Annotated in this window: 17 protein-coding genes; 9 read left to right on the top strand and 8 right to left on the bottom strand. The window is 69.6% G+C overall.

Going from position 1 to position 19678, the window contains the following annotated elements; all coding sequences use genetic code 11:
• Positions 1 to 3: 3 nt before the first annotated feature.
• From kdpB to DOE79_RS11815, 4 genes are all read left to right on the top strand, one after another.
• The gene (gene kdpB / locus DOE79_RS11830; RefSeq protein ID WP_120338652.1) at positions 4 to 2211 is read left to right on the top strand and encodes a potassium-transporting ATPase subunit KdpB; all 2208 of its coding nucleotides are present in this window, start codon (positions 4 to 6) and stop codon (positions 2209 to 2211) included.
• A 75-nt stretch (positions 2212 to 2286) separates the two neighbouring features.
• A complete protein-coding gene (kdpC, locus tag DOE79_RS11825; RefSeq protein WP_120338651.1) occupies positions 2287 to 2919 on the top strand; it encodes a potassium-transporting ATPase subunit KdpC in 633 nt (210 codons plus the stop codon).
• 3 nt (positions 2920 to 2922) lie between these two features.
• Positions 2923 to 5583: a sensor histidine kinase gene (locus DOE79_RS11820; protein ID WP_120338650.1), complete on the top strand. Its 2661-nt coding sequence runs from the start codon at positions 2923 to 2925 to the stop codon at positions 5581 to 5583.
• Positions 5580 to 6284: a response regulator transcription factor gene (locus DOE79_RS11815; protein ID WP_120338649.1), complete on the top strand. Its 705-nt coding sequence runs from the start codon at positions 5580 to 5582 to the stop codon at positions 6282 to 6284. Before DOE79_RS11820 ends, DOE79_RS11815 begins: the two co-directional genes overlap by 4 nt.
• 315 nt (positions 6285 to 6599) lie before the next feature.
• On the opposite strand, the gene DOE79_RS11810 is transcribed toward DOE79_RS11815, so the two are convergent.
• Complete coding sequence (locus DOE79_RS11810; protein WP_120338648.1) at positions 6600 to 8072, bottom strand: MFS transporter; 1473 nt, start codon at positions 8070 to 8072, stop codon at positions 6600 to 6602.
• 129 nt (positions 8073 to 8201) lie between these two features.
• On the opposite strand from DOE79_RS11810, the gene DOE79_RS11805 reads away from it, so the two are divergent.
• The gene (locus tag DOE79_RS11805) at positions 8202 to 8705 is read left to right on the top strand and encodes a MarR family winged helix-turn-helix transcriptional regulator (protein WP_162942725.1); all 504 of its coding nucleotides are present in this window, start codon (positions 8202 to 8204) and stop codon (positions 8703 to 8705) included.
• A gap of 143 nt (positions 8706 to 8848) precedes the next feature.
• Here DOE79_RS11805 and pepE read toward each other — a convergent pair whose 3' ends face one another.
• Complete coding sequence (gene pepE / locus DOE79_RS11800; RefSeq protein WP_120338646.1) at positions 8849 to 9613, bottom strand: dipeptidase PepE; 765 nt, start codon at positions 9611 to 9613, stop codon at positions 8849 to 8851.
• Positions 9614 to 9859: 246 nt separating this feature from the next.
• On the opposite strand from pepE, the gene DOE79_RS11795 reads away from it, so the two are divergent.
• Positions 9860 to 10771: a D-hexose-6-phosphate mutarotase gene (locus DOE79_RS11795; protein ID WP_120338645.1), complete on the top strand. Its 912-nt coding sequence runs from the start codon at positions 9860 to 9862 to the stop codon at positions 10769 to 10771.
• A 43-nt stretch (positions 10772 to 10814) separates the two neighbouring features.
• Here the strand turns inward: DOE79_RS11795 and DOE79_RS11790 are convergent, their stop codons facing one another.
• Both DOE79_RS11790 and DOE79_RS11785 read right to left on the bottom strand, forming a co-directional pair.
• Positions 10815 to 11162, bottom strand: coding sequence for a VOC family protein (locus tag DOE79_RS11790; RefSeq protein ID WP_162942724.1), 348 nt, complete (start codon positions 11160 to 11162; stop codon positions 10815 to 10817).
• 58 nt (positions 11163 to 11220) lie between these two features.
• Positions 11221 to 11508 (bottom strand): hypothetical protein, encoded by a 288-nt coding sequence (locus DOE79_RS11785; RefSeq protein ID WP_120338643.1) that lies wholly within the window; start codon positions 11506 to 11508, stop codon positions 11221 to 11223.
• A 149-nt stretch (positions 11509 to 11657) separates the two neighbouring features.
• Here DOE79_RS11785 and DOE79_RS11780 point away from each other — a divergent pair, with 149 nt between their 5' ends.
• A complete protein-coding gene (locus DOE79_RS11780; protein WP_120338642.1) occupies positions 11658 to 12368 on the top strand; it encodes a metal-dependent transcriptional regulator in 711 nt (236 codons plus the stop codon).
• A gap of 33 nt (positions 12369 to 12401) precedes the next feature.
• On the opposite strand, the gene DOE79_RS11775 is transcribed toward DOE79_RS11780, so the two are convergent.
• Positions 12402 to 13661, bottom strand: a complete 1260-nt coding sequence (locus DOE79_RS11775) for a sodium:proton exchanger (protein ID WP_245976910.1) — start codon at positions 13659 to 13661, stop codon at positions 12402 to 12404.
• Between the two features lie 360 nt (positions 13662 to 14021).
• On the opposite strand from DOE79_RS11775, the gene DOE79_RS11770 reads away from it, so the two are divergent.
• Both DOE79_RS11770 and DOE79_RS11765 read left to right on the top strand, forming a co-directional pair.
• Positions 14022 to 15116, top strand: a complete 1095-nt coding sequence (locus DOE79_RS11770; protein ID WP_120338641.1) for an SDR family oxidoreductase — start codon at positions 14022 to 14024, stop codon at positions 15114 to 15116.
• Positions 15117 to 15133: 17 nt separating this feature from the next.
• On the top strand, positions 15134 to 15493 hold the full coding sequence (locus DOE79_RS11765; protein WP_120338640.1) for an SdpI family protein: 360 nt from the start codon (positions 15134 to 15136) through the stop codon (positions 15491 to 15493).
• Between the two features lie 27 nt (positions 15494 to 15520).
• Here the strand turns inward: DOE79_RS11765 and DOE79_RS11760 are convergent, their stop codons facing one another.
• The 3 genes from DOE79_RS11760 to DOE79_RS11750 are packed head-to-tail and all read right to left on the bottom strand — an operon-like array spanning position 15521 to position 19556.
• Positions 15521 to 16738 (bottom strand): ABC transporter ATP-binding protein, encoded by a 1218-nt coding sequence (locus DOE79_RS11760; RefSeq protein ID WP_245976909.1) that lies wholly within the window; start codon positions 16736 to 16738, stop codon positions 15521 to 15523.
• Positions 16716 to 18464, bottom strand: coding sequence for an ABC transporter permease (locus DOE79_RS11755; protein WP_120338639.1), 1749 nt, complete (start codon positions 18462 to 18464; stop codon positions 16716 to 16718). Before DOE79_RS11755 ends, DOE79_RS11760 begins: the two co-directional genes overlap by 23 nt.
• 33 nt (positions 18465 to 18497) lie before the next feature.
• Positions 18498 to 19556, bottom strand: a complete 1059-nt coding sequence (locus tag DOE79_RS11750; protein ID WP_120338638.1) for an ABC transporter substrate-binding protein — start codon at positions 19554 to 19556, stop codon at positions 18498 to 18500.
• Between the last annotated feature and the right edge of the window lie 122 nt (positions 19557 to 19678).

The raw sequence follows: 19678 nt of genomic DNA, 5'->3' as shown, positions 1-19678 counted from the left end.
GCCATGACCACACTGTCCAATACCCCAAAATCGGTCGCCCCTGACCAGCGCCCCACACCGCACTCGTCCACGCCCCAGAAGACGATCAGCGCCGCGCAACTGCTGGCCGCGCTTCCTGGGGCCGCGCGCAAGCTCGACCCGCGCCTGATGTGGCGCAACCCCGTGATGTTCATCGTCGAGATCGGGGCGGTGCTCACCACCCTGCTCGCCGTGGCCGAGCCGTTCCTCGGCGGCCCGGGCGAGTCCGGCGGCTCCGCCGTGCCCGGTTCATTCACCTGGGGCATCGCGGTGTGGCTCTGGCTCACCGTGATCTTCGCCAACCTGGCCGAGTCCGTGGCCGAGGGCCGCGGCAAGGCCCAGGCCGACAGCCTGCGGCAGACCCGCACGAGCACCAGCGCCACCCAGGTGCTCGATTACCAGGCCGACACCAACCCCGGCGCCCAGGGCGCGTCGGTGCGCACGATCTCCTCGGCCGACCTCACCCTGGGCGACACCGTCATCGTCGTCGCCGGCGAGCTGGTCCCCGGCGACGGGGACATCGTCTGGGGCATCGCCTCGATCGACGAATCCGCGATCACGGGGGAATCCGCTCCCGTCGTGCGGGAATCCGGCGGCGACCGCAGCGCCGTCACCGGCGGCACCCGGGTGCTGTCCGACCGCATCGTGGTGCGCATCACGAGCAAACCCGGCGAAACCTTCGTCGACCGCATGATCGCCCTCGTCGAGGGAGCCGCCCGGCAGAAGACGCCCAACGAGCTGGCGCTGAACATCCTGCTCGCCAGCCTGTCGATCGTGTTCCTCGTGGTGGTGCTCACCCTCAATCCGATCGCCAGCTACTCCGCGGCGACGGTGAGCCTGCCCGTGCTCGTGGCCCTGCTGGTCTGCCTGATCCCCACCACGATCGGCGCGCTGCTCTCGGCGATCGGCATCGCCGGCATGGACCGGCTCGTGCAGCGGAACGTGCTGGCCATGTCGGGCCGAGCCGTGGAGGCGGCCGGTGACGTCACCATCCTGCTGCTCGACAAGACCGGCACCATCACCTACGGCAACCGGCAGGCCCGCGAGTTCGCCCCGCTGACCGGGGTGACCGAGGCCGAGCTGGTGCGGGCCGCCGCCCTCTCCTCGCTCAGCGACCCCACCCCGGAGGGCAAGTCGATCGTGGACCTTGCCGCGGAGCGGGGATTCCACCGGCCCGACACCCTGGCCGGTGACATTGTGCCGTTCACCGCGCAGACCCGCATGAGCGGCATCGACCTGGCCGCGGGAGGCCAGATCCGCAAGGGCGCCGGCTCGGCCGTGCTCGCCTGGGTCGGCGAGGCGGGGCCCGTGCCCGACACCGTGCTGGCCGAGCTCACCGCCGAGGTGGAACGCATCTCCCGGCTCGGCGGCACTCCGCTCGTCGTGGCCCTGGGTACAGCCGCGACCGGCACATCCGTTGCGGCCGGCACGGCTGCCGCCGACCTCGGCGAGCGCACCGTTCTCGGGGTGGTCTACCTCAAGGACATCGTCAAGGAGGGCATCAAGGAGCGTTTCGCCGAGCTCCGCTCGATGGGCATCCGCACCATCATGGTCACCGGCGACAACGCCCTCACCGCCACCACCATCGCGGCCGAGGCCGGCGTCGACGACTTCCTCGCCGAGGCCACTCCGGAGGACAAGCTCGCGCTGATCCGCCGGGAACAGGAGGGCGGCAACCTCGTGGCGATGACCGGCGACGGCACCAACGACGCCCCGGCCCTGGCGCAGGCCGACGTGGGCGTGGCGATGAACACCGGCACCTCCGCCGCGAAGGAGGCCGGCAACATGGTCGACCTCGACTCGGACCCCACCAAGCTCATCGACATCGTGCGGATCGGCAAGCAACTGCTGATCACCCGCGGGGCGCTCACCACGTTCTCCATCGCGAACGACGTGGCCAAGTACTTCGCCATCATCCCGGCCATGTTCGCCGGGGTGTTCCCCGGGCTCGCGGTGCTCAACATCATGCAGCTGAGTTCACCGGCGTCGGCGATCCTCTCGGCGATCATCTTCAACGCCATCATCATCGTGGCGCTGATCCCGCTGGCGCTGCGCGGGGTGCGCTACCGCCCGGCGAGCGCGTCGAGCATCCTGGGCCGCAACCTGCTCATCTACGGTCTCGGCGGGGTGATCGCCCCGTTCCTGGGCATCAAGCTCATCGACCTCGTCGTGTCGCTGCTACCCGGGTTCTAGGGCCATGACCTCCTTCCCTCTTCCTCACCTCGTGCGCCCAATCCTTGAGCGCCACACAGAACGGACCTTGCTCCCATGAACGCCTCCCGCCCCCGCACCGGCCCCCTCAGCCGGCCCTACTGGGTGGCCCTCAAGGCCATGCTCGTCTTCACCGTCGTGCTCGGCATCGCCTACCCGCTGGCCATCACCGTGGTGGGCCAGGTGGCCCTGCCCGCGCAGGCCAACGGGTCGCTCGTGCACAGCGCCGACGGCACGGTCGTGGGGTCGAGCCTGATCGGGCAGTCCTTCACGGACGCCGACGGCAACGCCCTGCCCGAATGGTTCCAGTCCCGTCCCTCCGCCGCCGGCGACGGCTACGACGCCGCGGCATCCAGCGGCAGCAACTGGGGCCCGGAGAACCCCGACCTGATCCAGGCCATCGGCGACCGGCAGACCGCGATCGAGAAGCTCGACGGCGTCAGCCGTTCGGAGATCCCCGCCGACGCGGTCACCGCATCCGCCTCGGGCCTCGACCCGCAGATCAGCCCGGCGTACGCCCGCCTGCAGGTGGCCAGGGTCGCCGCCGCCCGCGACCTGCCGGAGGCCGAGGTGAGCGCACTCGTCGACTCGCTCGTACAGGGACGCGACCTCGGTTATCTCGGCGAACCGACCGTGAATGTGCTCAACTTGAACCTCGAGCTGGCCAAGCTCGACTCCACAGTGAGGTAACCCATGAAACGCGGTCGATTGCGTGTGCTGCTCGGCGCCGCCCCCGGCGTCGGCAAGACCTACAGCATGCTCGAAGAGGGCCGCCGGCTGCGGGACGAGGGCAAGGATGTGGTCGTCGCGGTGGTGGAGACCCACGGCCGCGCCGCCACCGCGCTCATGTCCGAGGGTCTCGAGCTGGTACCGCGGATGCGGGTGCAGCACCGCGGCATCGAGCTGAGCGAACTCGACCTGGCGGCCGTGCTGGCCCGCCGCCCCCAGATCGCGCTCGTCGACGAACTCGCGCACAGCAATGCCCCCGGGTCGGCGCACACCAAGCGCTACCAAGACGTGGAGGCGCTGCTCGCGGCGGGCATCGACGTCATCTCCACCGTCAACATCCAGCACATCGACTCGCTGGCCGACGTTGTGCGGCAGATCACCGGGGTAGCCCAGCGGGAGACGCTGCCGGATGCCGTGCTGCGCGGCGCCGACCAGGTGGAGGTCGTGGACCTGGCCCCGCAGGCGCTGCGGGACCGGCTCGCCGAAGGCAACGTCTACCCGGCGGCGCGCATCGACGCGGCGCTGTCGAACTACTTCCGGCTGGGCAACCTCACGGCGCTGCGCGAACTGGCGCTGCTCTGGCTGGCCGACGAGGTCGACACGGCGCTGCAGACCTACCGGGCCGAGCACGGCATCCAGGACAAATGGGAGGCCAGGGAACGAGTGGTCGTGGCGCTCACGGGCGGCCCGGAGGGCGACACCCTGATTCGCCGGGGCGCCCGCATCGCGGCCCGGTCGGCCGGCGGCGAGCTCATCGCGGCGCACGTGATCAGCCAGGACGGCCTGGCCACGCCGCATCCGGGTGCCCTGGCCGCGCAGCGGGCGCTGGTGGAGGAACTCGGCGGCAGCTACCACCAGGTCGTCGGCGACGACATCCCGCGCGCGCTCGTGGACTTCGCCCGCGCCGCCAACGCCACCCAGCTCGTGATCGGCGTCAGCCGGCGCAACCGGTTCACCGCCGCGCTGTCCGGGCCGGGGATCGGCAACACCATCACGCGCGAGTCCGGCGATATCGACGTGCACATCGTCACGCACTCCGCGGCCGGCGGCGGCCTCGCGCTGCCCCGGCTGGGCGGAGCGCTCACCCCGGCTCGCCGGCTCGCCGGCTTCGCGCTCGCCCTGGCCGGCGGCCCGCTGCTCACCTGGCTGCTCGTCACCTTCCGCAGCGAGGAGTCCATCACCAGCGACGTGCTCAGCTACCAGCTTCTCGTGGTGGTCGTCGCGCTCGTCGGCGGACTCTGGCCTGCGGTGTTCGCGGCCCTCTTGTCCGGGCTCACCCTGGACTACTTCCTGGTGCAGCCGCTTTACACGATCACCGTGGCCGAGCCGCTGCACCTCTTCGCGCTCACGCTCTACCTGGTGAACGCGGTGCTGGTGAGCTACGTCGTGGACCAGGCGGCCCGGCGCAGCCGCTCGGCCCGCCGCGCTGCGGCCGAATCCGAACTGCTGGCCACCGTCGCCGGCAGCGTGCTGCGCGGCGAGGACGCCCTGCAGGCCCTCGTCACCCGCACCCGCGAGGCGTTCGGGCTGAGCCGGGTGCGGCTGGTGTCTGCGGGCGCCGTGCTGGTCGAGGCGGATGCGGGCGAGGCGGGTGATGCGGATGCGGGCGCTGCGGATGCGGGCGCTGCGGATGCGTCGGGCGCTGCGGAGCCGTCGGGCGGCGCGGCGGGCGCCGGTGCGGCCGCGGCGGATGCGGCGGGCACCGGTGCGCGCGCGGCTGAGGCGCCGGGGGCCACGACCATCCCGATCGGCAGCCGCGCCACCCTAGAGTTGTACGGTCCCGTCCTGGCCGCATCCGAGCGCCGGCTGCTCAGCGTGATCGTCAGCCAGATCGACGCGGCCCTTGAACACAGCGCTCTGGAGCAGACCGCGAGCGAGATCGGCCCGCTCGCCGAGGCCGACCGCATGCGCAGCGCTCTGCTCGCCGCCGTCGGCCACGACCTGCGTCGCCCGCTTGCCGCCGCGACCACCGCTATCAGCGGCCTGCGCTCCCCCGACATCACCCTTTCTCCAGCTGACCGCACCGAACTTCTCGCCACCGCAGGCGAGAGCCTCGACACCCTCTCCGACCTGGTGACCAACCTGCTCGATGTGAGCCGCCTGCAGGCCGGTGCCCTCGCGGTGGCACTCGCCCCCGTCGACCTGGCCGACGTGGTGCTTCCCGCCCTCGACGAGCTGGGCCTGGGGCCGGACGCCGTCGAGCTCGACCTGCCGGGCGAGCTGTCCCCGGTGCTGGCCGACCCCGGTCTGCTGCAACGCGCGGTCGTGAACCTGCTCAGCAACGCCATCCGCTTCTCGCCGTCCGGCGAGCGGGTGCGGGTGTCGGCCAGTCTGTTCGCCGGAACTGTGCAGCTGCGCATCATGGACCGCGGCCCGGGTATCCCGCCCGACCGCCGGGAGGACGTCTTCGTGCCGTTCCAACGGTTGGGCGACACCGACAACACCACCGGGCTCGGCCTCGGGTTGGCCCTGTCGAAGGGTTTCGTGGAGGGGATGGGCGGCACGCTCGAGGCCGAGGACACCCCGGGCGGCGGGCTCACCATGGTCGTGTCGCTGGACGCGGTCGCCGACGGCGCCGATGGTGCGGGCTCCGCCGAGAACTCCAGGACCGAGGACACCGTATGAGAATCCTGATCGCCGACGACGACCCGCAGATCCTGCGCGCCCTGCGCATCACCCTGGGCGCCCGCGGCTACGAGATCATCACCGCCCACGACGGGGTCAGCGCCCTGGCCGCGGTGGTGGAGTACCACCCGGACCTGGTGATGCTCGACCTCGGCATGCCCAACCTCGACGGGCTCACGGTCATCGACTCGCTGCGCGCCTGGAACAGCGTGCCGATCCTGGTGGTGAGCGGGCGCAGCGGAGCCTCCGACAAGGTGGAGGCCCTGGACCGCGGCGCCGATGACTACGTCACCAAGCCGTTCTCGATCGACGAGCTGCTGGCACGCATCCGGGCACTCACCCGCCGGTTGTCGGGGCCGGGAGACGAACCCGTCATCACCTTCGGCGACCTCACGGTGGACCTGCCGGCCAAGACCGTGGTGCGCGCCGGGCCGGCCGGGCCGCAGCCGGTGCGGCTGACCCCCACCGAGTGGCAAATTCTGGAGCTGCTGCTGCGCAACCCGGGCAAGCTCGTGAGCCGGCAGGCCCTCTACGCGGAGGTGTGGGGGCAGGTGCGCATGACCGACACGGGCTACCTGCGGCTCTACCTCGCCCAGCTGCGCAAGAAGCTCGAGGCCGACCCCTCGCACCCGCGCTACCTGCTCACCGAGGCCGGCATGGGCTACCGCTTCGCGCCCGATCCGCCCGCTGCGCCGTCCTGACTCGACCGCGCCGCACCCGCCTGACCGACCGGAAGCACGCTGCGCGGGACACACGCCGATCCGCGCCCGGCGTGCCACCCGCGAAGCGGCGCCGCGCCCGCCCAACCCGCCCGCGTCGCGCCTGCCGCACCCGCCTGACCGACCGGATGCGCACTGCGCGGGACACACGCCGGTGCGCAGGTCACCCGCCGGCACCCGGCCGACCCGCCCACCAGACCCGACCGGATGCGTCTGGCGCGGGTCACACGCCGGTGCGCGCCTGGCGCGCCACCCGCGAAGCGGCGCCGCCCCTGCGTGAGCCGCCCGCCCGAGCCGCTAGTCGGCCAGGGCGAGCTCCTCGGCGAGCGCCGGCTCCTCGGGCCGGGCCCGCACGGGGAAGAGCGGGCTGAGCAGCAGGAACACCACGATGAGGCCGCCCTGCACGAGCAGGGCGGTGCGGAATCCCTGGCCGGGGTCGCCCGCATCCAGGCCGGCGAAGAAGACCGACCCGAGAACGGCCACGCCGACCGCGGAGAAGATCGATTGCACGGCGGTGAGCACACCGGAGGCCGACCCCACCTCGTCGTCGTCGACAGTGCCGAGGATGACGTTGAACAGGCTGGCGACCACGAAGCCGCTGCCGATGCCCGTGAGCAGCAGGCCGGGAGCCAGCTGCCAGATGCTGAAGGCGGCGATGTCGCCGAGGGCGATGAACAGCCAGACGACGCCCGCGATCTGGAAGAGACCGCCGATCTGCAGCACGGCCCGGCCGAGCTTGTCGGCGAGCAGCGCGCCGCTGACGGCGCCGCCGATCAGGGTGCCGATGGCCAGCGGAAGGCTGCTCACGCCGGCTTCCCCGGCGCTGAACTGCTCGCCGAGCTGCAGGAACAGCGTGAAGACCAGCTGCGCTCCCACGGTTCCGCAGAAGAACAGGCCGATGCCGCCCAGCCCCACCAGATAGGCGGGCTTGCGGAAGATGCCCGGCGTCACCAGCGGGGTCTTGCCGGCGTCGAGCCGGGACTTCTGCCGACGGGTGAACAGGTAGAAGCCGACCAGGGAGGCGGCGATGCACAGCCAGGTCCAGGCCGGCCAGCCGGCGTTCTCGCCCTGCACCAGCGGCAGCACGAGCAATGCGCTGGAAAGCACCATGATGGCCGATCCGACCAGGTCGATGGTGATGGTGCGGTCGCCGGCCGTACGCGGCACGACGATCCACGCGATCACGATGGCCGCGATGCCCACCGGCAGGTTCACCAGGAACACCGCCCGCCAGCCCAACCCGAACAGGTCGGCCTGGATGATGGCGCCGCCGATGATGGGGCCGGCGATGCCGGCCAGGCCGAAGACGGGTCCGAAGACGGCGAAGGCCTTGCCGATCTCCCGCGGCGGGAACGCCGCGCGGAGCAGGCCGAGTCCCTGGGGAAGCAGGATCGCAGCCGAGAAGCCCTGGATGAGGCGGAAGACGATGAGCGTGCCGATCGTGGGTGCCGCCGCGCAGAGCAGGGACATGAGGGTGAAGGAGATCAGGCCGATCAGGAACATGGTGCGGCGGCCGAACCGGTCCCCCAGGCGTCCGCCGAGGATCAGGCCGGCGCCGAGGGTGAGGGCGTAGCCGCCGATCACCCACTGCAGTCCGGTGGAGCCGGCGCCCAGGCTCGCCTCGAGGGACGGTCCGGCGACGTTGACGATGGTGGCGTCGATGAGGTCGAGGATCTCGGCCGTGAGCATCACGGCCAGGATCAGCCACTTGAACCGATACGGGTCGGCGGATGTGGACGTGGACGTCGAAGGAGACGGATTGGAGGGCATGGGAGGGCTCCAGTGCAGGGGTGGGGAAACGGCCCAGAATGCTGGTACCGCAAGGCGCGAGGGGTGCCGGGAGGTCGCTCCCGGAGGTAATCAATGTGATTGGCAATATTGAGTATTACCATGGAGATCATGGATGTCAAACCTGAACTGTTCGGGACCGAATACAACGCGACCCGCGCGGCCGCGCGGCGGGACGGCAAGGCGATGCCGGAGAAGGACGTTCGCGCCCGGATCCAGCGCCTCGGCCTGAAGGAGCAGGCGTTCCGGCGGTTCCTGGCCGACCAGATCGCCGTCGACGAGATGGGTCTAGAGGTGATGGACCACCTCATGTCCCGCGGCTCGTCCAGCCCCACCGAGCTGGCCCACGAGATCGACATCTCCACGGCGGCGATGAGCCTGGTGCTGCAGCGCCTGGAGGCGGCAGGGCACATCACCCGCCAGCGGCATCCGTCTGACGGGCGTCGCCTGATCGTGGCCGCCACGGATGACTCCGTGCGGCTCGCCTACAGCCACGTGTTGCCGCTGATCAACGGGCTCGAAGCCGTGGTCGCGTCCATGGACGAGGACGAGCGCGCGGCGGCGAGCGCCTTCCTCGACAAGGTGATCGCGGCCTACGACGGCGCCATGGTCTGATTCCGTCACTCGGATGCCCGGGTCAACCGTCACTGCGCCCCCTGTGGCTGGATGCGCCACCTATAACGGGCGCATCCAGCCATACGGGGCGCAGCGAACGGCCCGACGGGCCAGCGGGAACGGCAGAGGCGGGGCAGCCGCCGCTAGGCCACGGCCACCCGCGGGGAGTCATAGCGTGCGGGGTGCGCGAGCAGGGGGCTGACATCGCCGGCGATGTCGCGCGGCACCTGGCCACGTTCGAAGAGGATCGCCGGCCGAGCGGAGAGCGGATTGGCCGACTCTCCGCCGATCACGGCCAGGGCGCAGGCGTCGGTGGAGGTGATGCTGAGGTGCGCGCCCTCGCGCAGCCCGAGCACGAGCACGTCGTTCTCCTCGAGGAACTCGGTGATGCGGGTGGCCCGGGATTCGCCGTTGTGCACGCTGGCCGGGTCGGCGTCGAGGTAGTGCGGGTTGATCTGGAACGGCACCAGCCCCAGCGCCTCGAACGACTCCGGCTGCACGATGGGCATGTCGTTGGTCGTGCGGATGCTGGGCGCCGTGATGTTCGTGCCGGCGCTGGCGCCCAGGTAGGGCAGGCCGCCCTGCACCCGGGCGCGGATGACCGGTACCAGGCCGAGACGTTGCAGGGCCGCCAGCAGTCTGAAGGTGTTGCCGCCGCCGACGAAGAGCGCCTGCGCGGAGGCCACCGCGGCCACCGGGTCATCCGTCTCGTGCAAGCCGCGCACGGCGATGCCGTGCGGCGCGAAGGCGTCACGCACCGACGCCGTGTAGGCGTCGTGGTCGGCTCCGGCGAACGGCACGAAGGTGAGCTCGGTCACCCCATCCAGGAACGCGAGCACCTCGGCAAGGGCGTGTTCGAGGTAACCCCCGCCGTGGTTCGTGGAGTTGGACAACAGGAGCAGGTGCATGGCGATCCTTCGGGTCAGCTGGGGCGGCGGGGCGGATGGGGCGGGGTAAGTGTTGCCGGTGCGGACTACTGTGCTCGGTGCGTCGGGCGCATATGTCCGGTTGGGGAACAGTGCGCCTATTTTGTGACACGAACGGGACGGGCGGAAGGGGCGTTGGGCCTGGATTGAGGGCTTGGGAGTGCGGGGAGAAGTCCTGGCTCCACTCTCGCCGGGGCGCGCCGGGACGAGGCTTCCTAGGATGGGAGCATGTCCATCGACCCTGGAGGCACCATGCCCGCCGTTCCCAGCACGCTCGAGCTTCCGTCCTCCGTCGAACTCGGCCAGGGGCAGGGCGGCTTGGCCGTCGCACGCGTCTACGCCCCGTCCGGCACCGCCGAGGTGTACCTGCGCGGCGCGCACGTGAGCTCCTGGACGCCCGCCGGCGGCACCGGCGTGCTCTGGATGAGCGAGCAGAGCGAATACGCCCCCGGCGTGCCCCTGCGCGGCGGCGTGCCGATCTGCTTCCCGTGGTTCGCCGCCCACCCCACGGATGCCGCCGCACCGTCGCACGGCTTCGCCCGTCTGGCCGACTGGCAGCTGGCCGAGGCGCGCGAGGCCGGCGACGATGTCGTGCTCGTCTTCGTGCTCACCGACACTGCCGCCAGCCGGGCCTCGGCCTGGCCGCACCGGTTCGAGGCCCGATACACGGTCACCGTGGGAGCCCGGCTCACGCTCGCACTCGAGGTCACGAACCGCGACAGCGACGAGGTGAGCTTCGAGGAGGCCCTGCACACCTACCTCGCGGTCGCCGACATCCGCCAGACCGAGGTCGCCGGCCTCGAGGGCGTCCCGTTCACCGACCGGCTCACCGGCCCGTGCCCCTCCGAGAGCGCACCGGTGCGCTTCGACTCCGAGACCGACCGGATCTACCTGGACACGACGGCCACCACCACCGTGACGGATGCGTCCACCGGCCGGGTCATCACGGTCGCCAAGCAGGGCTCGGCCAGCACCGTCGTGTGGAACCCGTGGATCGACAAGGCCGCCGCGATGGCGGACTTCGGTGACACCGAGTACACCGGCATGGTGTGCGTGGAGACGTGCAACATCCGTGACAACAGGATCACCCTGGCACCCGGGGACAGCCACGAGATCAGCGTCAGCTACTCCGTGGCCTGACCTGACCTGACCTGACCTGACCGGCGCGGGGTATCCGGCCGGCTCAGGCCAGGGAGTACAGGCTGAGCGGATTGCCGTCTGGGTCGGTGAAGTCGAAGTAGTCCACGGCTCCCTCGACGTGCTCCAGCGGGCCCAACGACAGCCCCAGCTCGGTGAGCCGCCGGTACTCGGCCGGAGCGTCATCCACCCCCAGGCGTAGAACCAACTGCGCGCCGGAACGCTCTGTCGACTCCTCGCTGAGCTGCAGCTCGATCGGCCCCAGCACGAACTCGACCACCCCGGGCGCGGGCTCGACACTGGGCGAGGTCAGCTCGAACACCCGCCGGTACCACTTCTCGGCCTCCTGAAGGTCGCTCACGGGCAGTCCGATGGTTGCGCTCGTCACGGTCATGGAACCCATCCCATCGTGCCGGGCGCCGCGGCGCAAGGGTGCGGGCGGGTTGCGCGGGTCAGCCCTTGCGCCGGCCGGGCGTGGCGTAGCCGCCGGCGCTCGCAGGCCCGCCGAAGGCGAGGGCCACCCCGATCATGAAGCCGAAGTTGTACCAGTTGCCGTCGTTGTGCACCTCGTAGATGTTCACGTCGGCGTTGAACAGAGACACGATGAACGTGATCGGGCTGATGAAGCCCTGCCACAGCCCGAGCCAGAACCCAGCCTGCGCCTCCGGCGGGGTGATCGCCCCCACGTCGTTGGGTCCGGGGGCGCATCCGGTGAGCACCAGCGCTGTGAGCAGCGTCACGACCGCGAGCGTCGTGACCTCCGACCTGCCGATCGTCGGCCCGCCCGTCCTCGACCTGCGCATGGTTCCTCCGCTCTGACCCGGTGGCGCATTCAGCGGTCACCGTAAGCGGGCCGTGCACCGCGCGCAAGGGCACCTAAAATCGAGGGATGGCCGCCTCCACCCCCACCACGATGACGGAGGACTATCTCAAGGTCATCTGGAAATCGCACGAGTGGTCCGACGAGGGCATCACCACCAACGAGATCGCCGCCACGCTCGGCGTCGCCGCCTCGTCGGTGTCGGGCAACCTGAACAAGCTCGCGCGGGACGGCTATATCCTGCACGAGCCGTACGGGCGCATCCTGCTCAGCGACGCGGGGCGCAGCATCGCCGTGCAGATGGTGCGCCGGCACCGCATCATCGAGACGTACCTCGTCGAACAATGCGGGTACGGCTGGGACGAGGTGCACGAGGAGGCCGAGGTGCTCGAGCACGCCGTGTCCGACCGGCTGCTGGAGATCTGGGACGACGAGCTGGGCAACCCCCTGCAGGACCCGCACGGCGACCCCATCCCCCGCAAGGACGGCACGGTCGCCCGCCCCGACGGACGACGCCTGCACGAGCTGGCCGAGCACGAGACCGGCACCGTGCTGCGGGTCTCCGACCACGACCCTGCACTACTGCGCTATCTACACTCGCTCGGCATCACCGTGGGCAGCACGCTCACGGTGCACGCCCGCCGCGACTACGCCGGGTCGATGGCTGTCAGCCGGGTCGATGACGATGCGACAACGGATGCCGCACCCGCCCCCGCCTATCCGGCCCCGGTCGAACTGGCCACGGTGGCCGCCAACGCGATCTGGGTGACCGCAGCCTGAGCCCCGGGGCACCCGGGCCAGCGGGGCGCCCGGTCAGCGCGCCAGCTGGGGTTCCCGCTCGTCGTCGGCCGGCTCCGGCAGGCTGCGCCGGAACGGGGCCGCCAGGGCCGGCAGGATGTCGCGGCGGTGCACCCAGAACAGCACAGCGGCGATGCCGAGGTGGATGGCGCTGAGCACGTAGCGGACGGATGTGTCGGTGACCGCGAACTGCACCGCGAACAGCGCTACCAGGGCCAGCGCCGACCAGCGATGGAAGCGCAGGGCGATGATGATCGCCACGCCCATCACGGTCTGGCTGGCGGTGAGCACGAACTCCTCCACCTGCCGCGGGTCGAGCGCCAGGTCCAGACCACCGCCGCCGACGTAGTGCGCGATGGGCAGCGAGCCCACCAGCAGAGTCCACTGGTTGATCTTCGACGCGATCAGGGTGCCGATGGCGGCGGTGCCCATGCCGCGCAGGGCGAACAGCACGGCGATGATGAATTCAGGGGCTTCGGAGGCCAGCGGCGCCAGCCACTGCACCAGGAAGTAGCTGTCGATGCCCAACGAACTGCCGGACTCCACCAGCGCCTCGGCGAACGGTTCGGCCGAGGCCAGGATGATCGCGGCGGACACCACGAACATGCTCACCACGAGGATGCGGCGCTGGCGCTGCGGCATTTCCACGATGTGCGCGGCTATGCCCACGAACTCTTCCTCGCCGCTGTCGGGAACCTTGCTCGCCCGCCACAGGTAGGCGATGAAGATCAGGATCAGCACGAGACCGAACCACATGGCGATCGTCTGCATCAGCGGGATCGCGAAGGCCAGCACGGCAACGATCGCGAGCACGCCGATGTCGAGGCGGCTGCTCTTCGGAAGCTGCAGCGCACGCGGCAGGCCTCTACCGGCCACCCCGCGGACGGCGGCCGCGCGCCGGGCCACGATGAGCGCGACGACCACCACGAGCGGCCAGCCGAAGCCGAGCAACAGCCGGTTGGACCCGGTCATATTGGCCGCCGCGAACTGGGCGTAGGCCGGGTCTGAACCGGACCGGAACGCGTAGTACAGGTCGACGGCGTACTCGGGCAGCACCGCGATCAGCGCCAGAATGGCGATAGCGAGGGCTCCGGAGATGTCTTTCTGGGCGGCCTCGGCGGCCCAGGCGAGCATGAACGACGCCGCGACAACGGCGGCGCCGAAGATGACGAGATCGAGAACGGGGTGGGGCGCCAGGCCCAGGATGCGGAAGACCATGGCCGGTGCGGCGATGGTCAGGCACAGCAGGATGCGGCGGAGAAGGGGTGCGGGCACGATGAACTCTCGGTCGGCTGCAACCGGAAGCGCGCACAGCGAGACTTCGGCCACAGGAACTGGCCGAAGGTCTCGTTCGCCCCGGAAAAGCCGGGGTGGGACGCCGGGCGATCATCGTGATCGCCAGTATGTCGACGTACCGCTCTGTCCACGCACACGAGGCGCGAACCATGGGAACTACTCCCCTTCGATGCCCTCAGCCAACCACACCCCTTCGGCAATATTCCACTTTTCGCATATGTTCGGCATGCCGAATTCAGCGGTACGCCCAGGCTCATCCGCTCTCTCGGCGGCCCGTCATGATCTGAGGCTCCGGCTGGCCCCGGAATTCGCGGCCCGATCTGGACGTTGTGCCTGGTGATGACTAGTGAAGCCGAGACCCCGACCGACATTCCCACCCGAACCGCCCTCGTCGCCGGCGCCAGCGGCATCGCCGGCTCCGCGCTGGTGGACCAGCTCTCGGCAGACGGCTGGCAGGTGATCGCGCTGTCGCGCACTCCGATCGCCGCCCGGCCCGGCGTGATCCCGGTCAGCGCCGACCTGCGCAATGTCGCCTCGCTGCGCGCCGCCCTGGCCGGCCACGCGCCCACCCACGTGTTCTTCACGGCGTGGCTGCGGCAGAACACCGAGGCGGAGAACATTCTGGTCAACTCGGCCATGGTGCGCGACCTGCTCGCGGCCCTCGCCGACGCCCCGGTGCAGCACGTGGCCCTGATGACCGGGCTCAAGCAGTACCTCGGCCCGTTCGAAGCCTACGGTCAGGGCGACGTGCCCGACACCCCGTTCCACGAAGACGAGCCGCGCCTGTCGGTCGAGAACTTCTACTACGCGCAGGAGGACGAGCTGTGGGCCGCCGCCCGGGCGCGCGGTTTCACCTGGTCGGTGCACCGCGCCCACACCGTGATCGGCCACGCCGTCGGCAACGCCATGAACATGGGCTCGACCCTCGCCGTCTACGCGGCCGTCTGCCGTGAACTCAGCCGTCCGTTCGTGTTCCCCGGCTCCGAGACCCAGTGGAACGGCGTCACCGACATGACGGATGCCGGCCTGCTGGCCGAGCAGATGGTCTGGGCCGCCACGACCCCGGCCGCCGCCGACACCGCGTTCAACATCGTCAACGGCGATACCTTCCGCTGGCGCTGGCTGTGGCCGCGCCTGGCCGCGCACTTCGGCGTGGAGTGGGAGGGCTTCGCCGACGCACCACGCCCCCTCGAGGCCCAGATGGCGGATGCCCAACCGGTCTGGACCGCCATCGCGGCCAAGCACGACCTCGTCGAAGCCGACCTCTCCCGGCTGGCGTCCTGGTGGCACACCGACGCCGACCTCGGCCGCACCATGGAGGTGTTCGCCGACATGGGCCGCAGCCGCGCCGCGGGCTTCACCGGCTACCGCAACACCGAACAGGCCTTCCTCGACCTGTTCGAGCGCTACCGGGCCGAGCGGCTCATCCCGTAGCCCGATAGTCTCCAGGCATGCTCATCTCCGCACTAGTCCTGATGCTCGCCGGAATCCTGGTGGTGGTGGTCAGCGAGCGCGCGGCCAGCGGGCGACTGGGCATCAACTCGCTGGCGGGCATCCGCACGGGCGCGCTGATGGCCTCAGAAGCCGCATGGACCGCCGGACACCGAGCCGCCCGGATCCCCATGGACCTGGCCGGACTCGTGCTCTTCCTGGCTGGAGCCGTCGCTCTGGTGTTTCGCCTGGGCGAGCCCGCCACCGGCGCGATCGTGGTGTCGGCAGCCGTCGCCTCGGTGGTTCTCATCGTGATCGGGGCCGTCGTTGCGACCCCGGCCGCCAACCGCGCCCTGATCGACGACCTCGCGGCCGAGTAGCCCGGTCGGAGGCCGCCGCACACGGGGCTACCCGCGGTCGGTGTCCTGCGGCAGCGCCCAGCCGCGGTCGGGTGTGATGCCCACCCGCACCGAATCCATCGGGCGGAAGATCTCCTCGACGGAGGGATCCGCCACCGACGCGACCAGGGTGCCTGAGTCGGTTTCGATCTCGTATTCCACGGTCTCGCCATGGAAGATCACATTCAACACCCGGCCCACATCGCCGTGCACATCGGCCTGGTCCTCGTGCGGCGACAACAGCACCGACTCCGGCCTGATCATGAGCAGCACGTCGCTTTCCAGAGTCACAGCGTCATGGCAGGCCACGTCCATCTCCCGGCCCAGGGCGTGCACCCTGGTGCGTCCGTCCTTCGGCGCCGCGACGACGGTGGCGTCCAGAAAATTCGCCCGCCCGATGAAGTCCGCCACAAACACGGATGCCGGACGGCGGTAGACGATCTCCGGCGCGTCGATCTGCTCGATCCGCCCACGGTTCATCACCACCACCCGGTCAGACAGGGTCATCGCCTCGTCCTGGTCGTGGGTGACGAAGATGCTGGTGATACCGAGCCGCTTCTGCAGCCGGCGAATCTCGTTGCGCATCTGCACCCGCAACTTCGCGTCCAGGTTGGACAGCGGTTCGTCGAACAAAAGCACCTTGGGTCGCATGACCAGGGCACGTGCCAGCGCCACACGCTGCTGCTGCCCTCCGGAGAGCTGGTGGGGTGCGCGGTCGGCGTAGGCGTTGAGGTTCATGATGGTCAGAACGATGTCGACCTCTTCGCGCAGCTGCTTGTCACCCAGCTTCTTCAGGCGCAGCCCGTACGACACGTTCTCGCGCACGGTGAGGTGCGGGAAGAGCGCGTAGGACTGGAACACCATCGACATGGGTCGCCGGTTCGGGGCGACGTGGGTCATGTCGGCGCCGTCCAGTTGCACGGACCCCGAGGTGGGTTCCTCGAATCCGGCGATCATGCGCAGTGTCGACGTCTTCCCACAGCCGGAGGGCCCCAGCAGGGTGACGAATTCACCGGGGCGGATGTCCAAACTCACGGCGTCCACCGCCACGGGGTCGGTCTTCTTCGCGCCGTAACGCTTGGTCAGCCTGTCGAGGGTGATTCGGCCGGTGGGTTCGGTCCGCGCCAGATCGGCGACGTCATCGGCAAACGGGGCGGTCGCGCCCGAGCCGCGGGTGGGCTGGATGTCGGGGGCATTCGAGCCCTTAGCGACGGTGAGTTCGGCCACGGAAGACCACCTTTCGGACGAAGACGTTGAGGAGAAGGATGAGTGCCAGCACAATGCCGATCAGCACCGTGCAGTACGCGAAGGCGTTTCCGAACCGGCCGGAGTCCACCTCGGCGAGGATTTGGGAGGTCATGATCTTGATGCCCGGCGTGGTCAGAAAGATGATCGGGGACAGCGTGGTCATCGACCGGGCGAAGGCGAAGGTCAGGCCGGTGAGCAACGCCGACTGGATCAGCGGGAGGGTCACCTTGCGGAACGTCGTGGCCGAGTCAGCACCCAACGACGTTGACGCTTCCTCGATGGCCGGATGGATCTGCTGCAGCGCCGAGACGCCGGCTCGTTGGCCGGACGGCAGCGACCGGGTGATGTAGACCATCACGATCGCGACCGCGCCGGCGAAGGCCGCTGACCCTCCGGCCAACGCCGGGAGCACCTGAATACCGAAGAACACCGTGGGTGAGTTGTAGCTCAACGCGTACCCGATGCCGAGCACCGTCCCAGGCACCGCCAGTCCGAGCATCCCCACGAAGTCCAGCAGTCCCGCTGTGCGTCGGAGCTTCCGCACCACCAGCCAGGCGATGAGCATGCCGAGCAGTCCGGCGATGGGAGCCGCGATCAGGGCCAGCATCGTCGTGTCCGTCATCGCCTTCGATCCGAGACCACCGAAGACGAAGGCGTAGTGGTCAAGGGTGAACGCGTTGTTGACGCCGGGGACCTTCATGAACCCGCCGGCCAGCACGGTGGCATAGATGGTGACGATGAGCACCGAGATGAAAGCAACCAGGGCGAGAATCGGCACACGGATGCTCGCAGCCGTGATGAGCTCTGAGGTCCCGGTCGGTTTTCCGGTGATGCTCACCACGCTGCGCCGCGATACCCAGTACCGCTGCACCATGAAGACCAGCAGCGCCGGGATCAGGATGGCCAGCGAGTAGGCGGCACCCGCACTGGTGTTGTACTCACCGGTGACGGCAAGGTACGCGCGGCTGGCCAGCACCGTGTAGTCCCCGCCCAGCACGAGCGGGTTGCCGAGGTCGGCGATCGACTCCACGAACAACAGCAGGAACGATCCGGCCAGACCGGGGATGATCATGGGAATGGTCACGGTCAGGAAGACCCGCAGCTTGCTGGCGCCGAGGCCGGCAGCCGCCTCGTCGAGTGACGGGTCGAGGCTCTCGAGCATCCCCTTGAGGTTCATATACGCCACCGGGAAGAACGACAGCGAGAGCACCAGCACCAGGCCGGGCAAACCGTAGATGTTCGGGTGCAGGCCGAAGACGCCGTTGCTGATCGCCCCGTTGCGCCCGAAGAGGGTGATCACCGCCGTCGCCACCGCGAACGGCGGCGCCACGATGGGAATCATGGCCAGCAGGTGCAGCACCCGCTTGCCCCGGAACTTCAGTCGCACCTGGGCGTAGGCGAACAGGAAACCGATCAGGGTGCCGGTGACTCCGACGATGAGACCCAACGTCATCGTGTTGCCCACGATCCGGTGATTCACCGGGTCGGTGACGATTCTCAGCAGCACCGCCTGCCCGCCGGGCGAGAAGGCCGACCCCAGAAGGCTGACGAGCGGGTAGCCGATCAGGAACAGCAGGAGAACGGCCACTGCGGTGCCGAGCAGGATGACGCTGCGGTCTTTGGAACGTCTCGGGCGGGCGGGCGACGCAGCGCCCGGCCCTGGTGGTGGCGCGGCGATCGTCGCCGGGCCCAGTAGTGCGGTCATGGTGATCTACTCTCGGAGGACTCGGAGCCGGGACTACTCTTTGGGCGCCGGGGCGACCTCGGCGTCGAACCGGGCCGTGAGTTCGTTGCGGGCCGCTCCGGCTTCGGCGATGTCGGCGTGCACGAGCGTGAGCGACGCGAGGTCGACCATGTCGTCGGTGATTTCGGCATCCGGGTTGGTGGGCACGCTGTAGGACCCGACGGTGGCGGCAAGGTCTTGCGCCTTCGCGGTGAGCGACCAGTCGATGAACGCCTTGGCGGCGTCGGGGTTCTTCGCATTCTTGATCAGCGACACCGCACCGACTTCGTAACCGGTGCCTTCCTTGGGGAAGGTGGTGGTGAGATTGGTGAACCCCTCGTTGATGAACTTCTGGCAGTCCTGGGCGAAGATCATGCCCACGGCGACCTCACCGCGGCCGGCCATCTGACCGGGCGCGCTGCCGCTCTTGGAGTACTGCAGGATGTTCTTGTGCAGGGCACCGAAGTAGTCCATGGCCTTGTCGGTGTCGCCGTCGTTCAGTTCCACCTGAGTCCACACGGCCTGGTAGGCGGTGCCGGAGGTGCCGGGGTGCGCCATCGCGATGTTGCTCTTGAACGCGGGATTCAGCAGGTCGGCCCAGGACTTCGGTGCGCTGGCGCCGATGTCGTCGAGCACGTCGGTGTTGGAACAGAAGCTCAGCGCGCCGACGTAGACGCCGGTCCAGGTTCCGTCGGCGTCCTTGTACTCCTCGGGGATCTGGTCGGCATTCTTCGACGTGTACGTGTCGATCAGGCCCTGCTCGTCTGCGGCCATGTGCCCCTCTGCGCCGCCGCCGAACCAGGCGTCGAACTCCGGGGACTCCTTCGACGCGCTCAGCCGGGCGACGGCTTCGCCGCCGCTGAGCCGCACGTAGTTGGCGTTGATGCCGGTGTCCTTGGTGAACTCGGCAGCGATGAGCTGGCACCAGTCCTCCTGGGGGCTGCACACGAAGGTGAGCGACTGGTCTGAAGCGGCCGGGTCTGAGCCTGTGGAGCCGGCCGGACCGGCGCATCCGGTGAGGAGAAGGGCGCCGGCGGCGAGGGCGGTGGCAGAAGCACGGGCGAGACGTGGCATGGGAATGAACTCCTTCGTTCATGAGCAGAGCTGTGACGGCGCCTGGTGCGGCGCCGGGGGAAGTGGTTCAAGGCTAGGGAGCCGCGGGCGCCGGGTCGGTGACAGGTCAGTGACAGATGGTG

This window comes from Cryobacterium soli (assembly GCF_003611035.1).
GTDB classification, from domain to species: Bacteria; Actinomycetota; Actinomycetes; order Actinomycetales; family Microbacteriaceae; genus Cryobacterium; species Cryobacterium soli.
This window is presented reverse-complemented; position numbering and strand designations above follow the sequence as displayed.

Excerpts from the sequence above, each read along its gene's own strand:
- kdpC (WP_120338651.1), top strand. The coding sequence starts at position 2,287 with ATGAACGCCTCCCGCCCCCGCACCGGCCCCCTCAGCCGGCCCTACTGG.
- DOE79_RS11795 (WP_120338645.1), top strand. The coding sequence starts at position 9,860 with ATGTCCATCGACCCTGGAGGCACCATGCCCGCCGTTCCCAGCACGCTC.
- DOE79_RS11790 (WP_162942724.1), bottom strand. The coding sequence starts at position 11,162 with ATGACCGTGACGAGCGCAACCATCGGACTGCCCGTGAGCGACCTTCAG.
- kdpB (WP_120338652.1), top strand. The coding sequence starts at position 4 with ATGACCACACTGTCCAATACCCCAAAATCGGTCGCCCCTGACCAGCGC.
- DOE79_RS11810 (WP_120338648.1), bottom strand. The coding sequence starts at position 8,072 with ATGCCCTCCAATCCGTCTCCTTCGACGTCCACGTCCACATCCGCCGAC.
- DOE79_RS11765 (WP_120338640.1), top strand. The coding sequence starts at position 15,134 with ATGCTCATCTCCGCACTAGTCCTGATGCTCGCCGGAATCCTGGTGGTG.
- DOE79_RS11805 (WP_162942725.1), top strand. The coding sequence starts at position 8,202 with ATGGATGTCAAACCTGAACTGTTCGGGACCGAATACAACGCGACCCGC.
- DOE79_RS11815 (WP_120338649.1), top strand. The coding sequence starts at position 5,580 with ATGAGAATCCTGATCGCCGACGACGACCCGCAGATCCTGCGCGCCCTG.
- DOE79_RS11755 (WP_120338639.1), bottom strand. The coding sequence starts at position 18,464 with ATGACCGCACTACTGGGCCCGGCGACGATCGCCGCGCCACCACCAGGG.
- pepE (WP_120338646.1), bottom strand. The coding sequence starts at position 9,613 with ATGCACCTGCTCCTGTTGTCCAACTCCACGAACCACGGCGGGGGTTAC.
- DOE79_RS11770 (WP_120338641.1), top strand. The coding sequence starts at position 14,022 with ATGACTAGTGAAGCCGAGACCCCGACCGACATTCCCACCCGAACCGCC.
- DOE79_RS11820 (WP_120338650.1), top strand. The coding sequence starts at position 2,923 with ATGAAACGCGGTCGATTGCGTGTGCTGCTCGGCGCCGCCCCCGGCGTC.
- DOE79_RS11750 (WP_120338638.1), bottom strand. The coding sequence starts at position 19,556 with ATGCCACGTCTCGCCCGTGCTTCTGCCACCGCCCTCGCCGCCGGCGCC.
- DOE79_RS11780 (WP_120338642.1), top strand. The coding sequence starts at position 11,658 with ATGGCCGCCTCCACCCCCACCACGATGACGGAGGACTATCTCAAGGTC.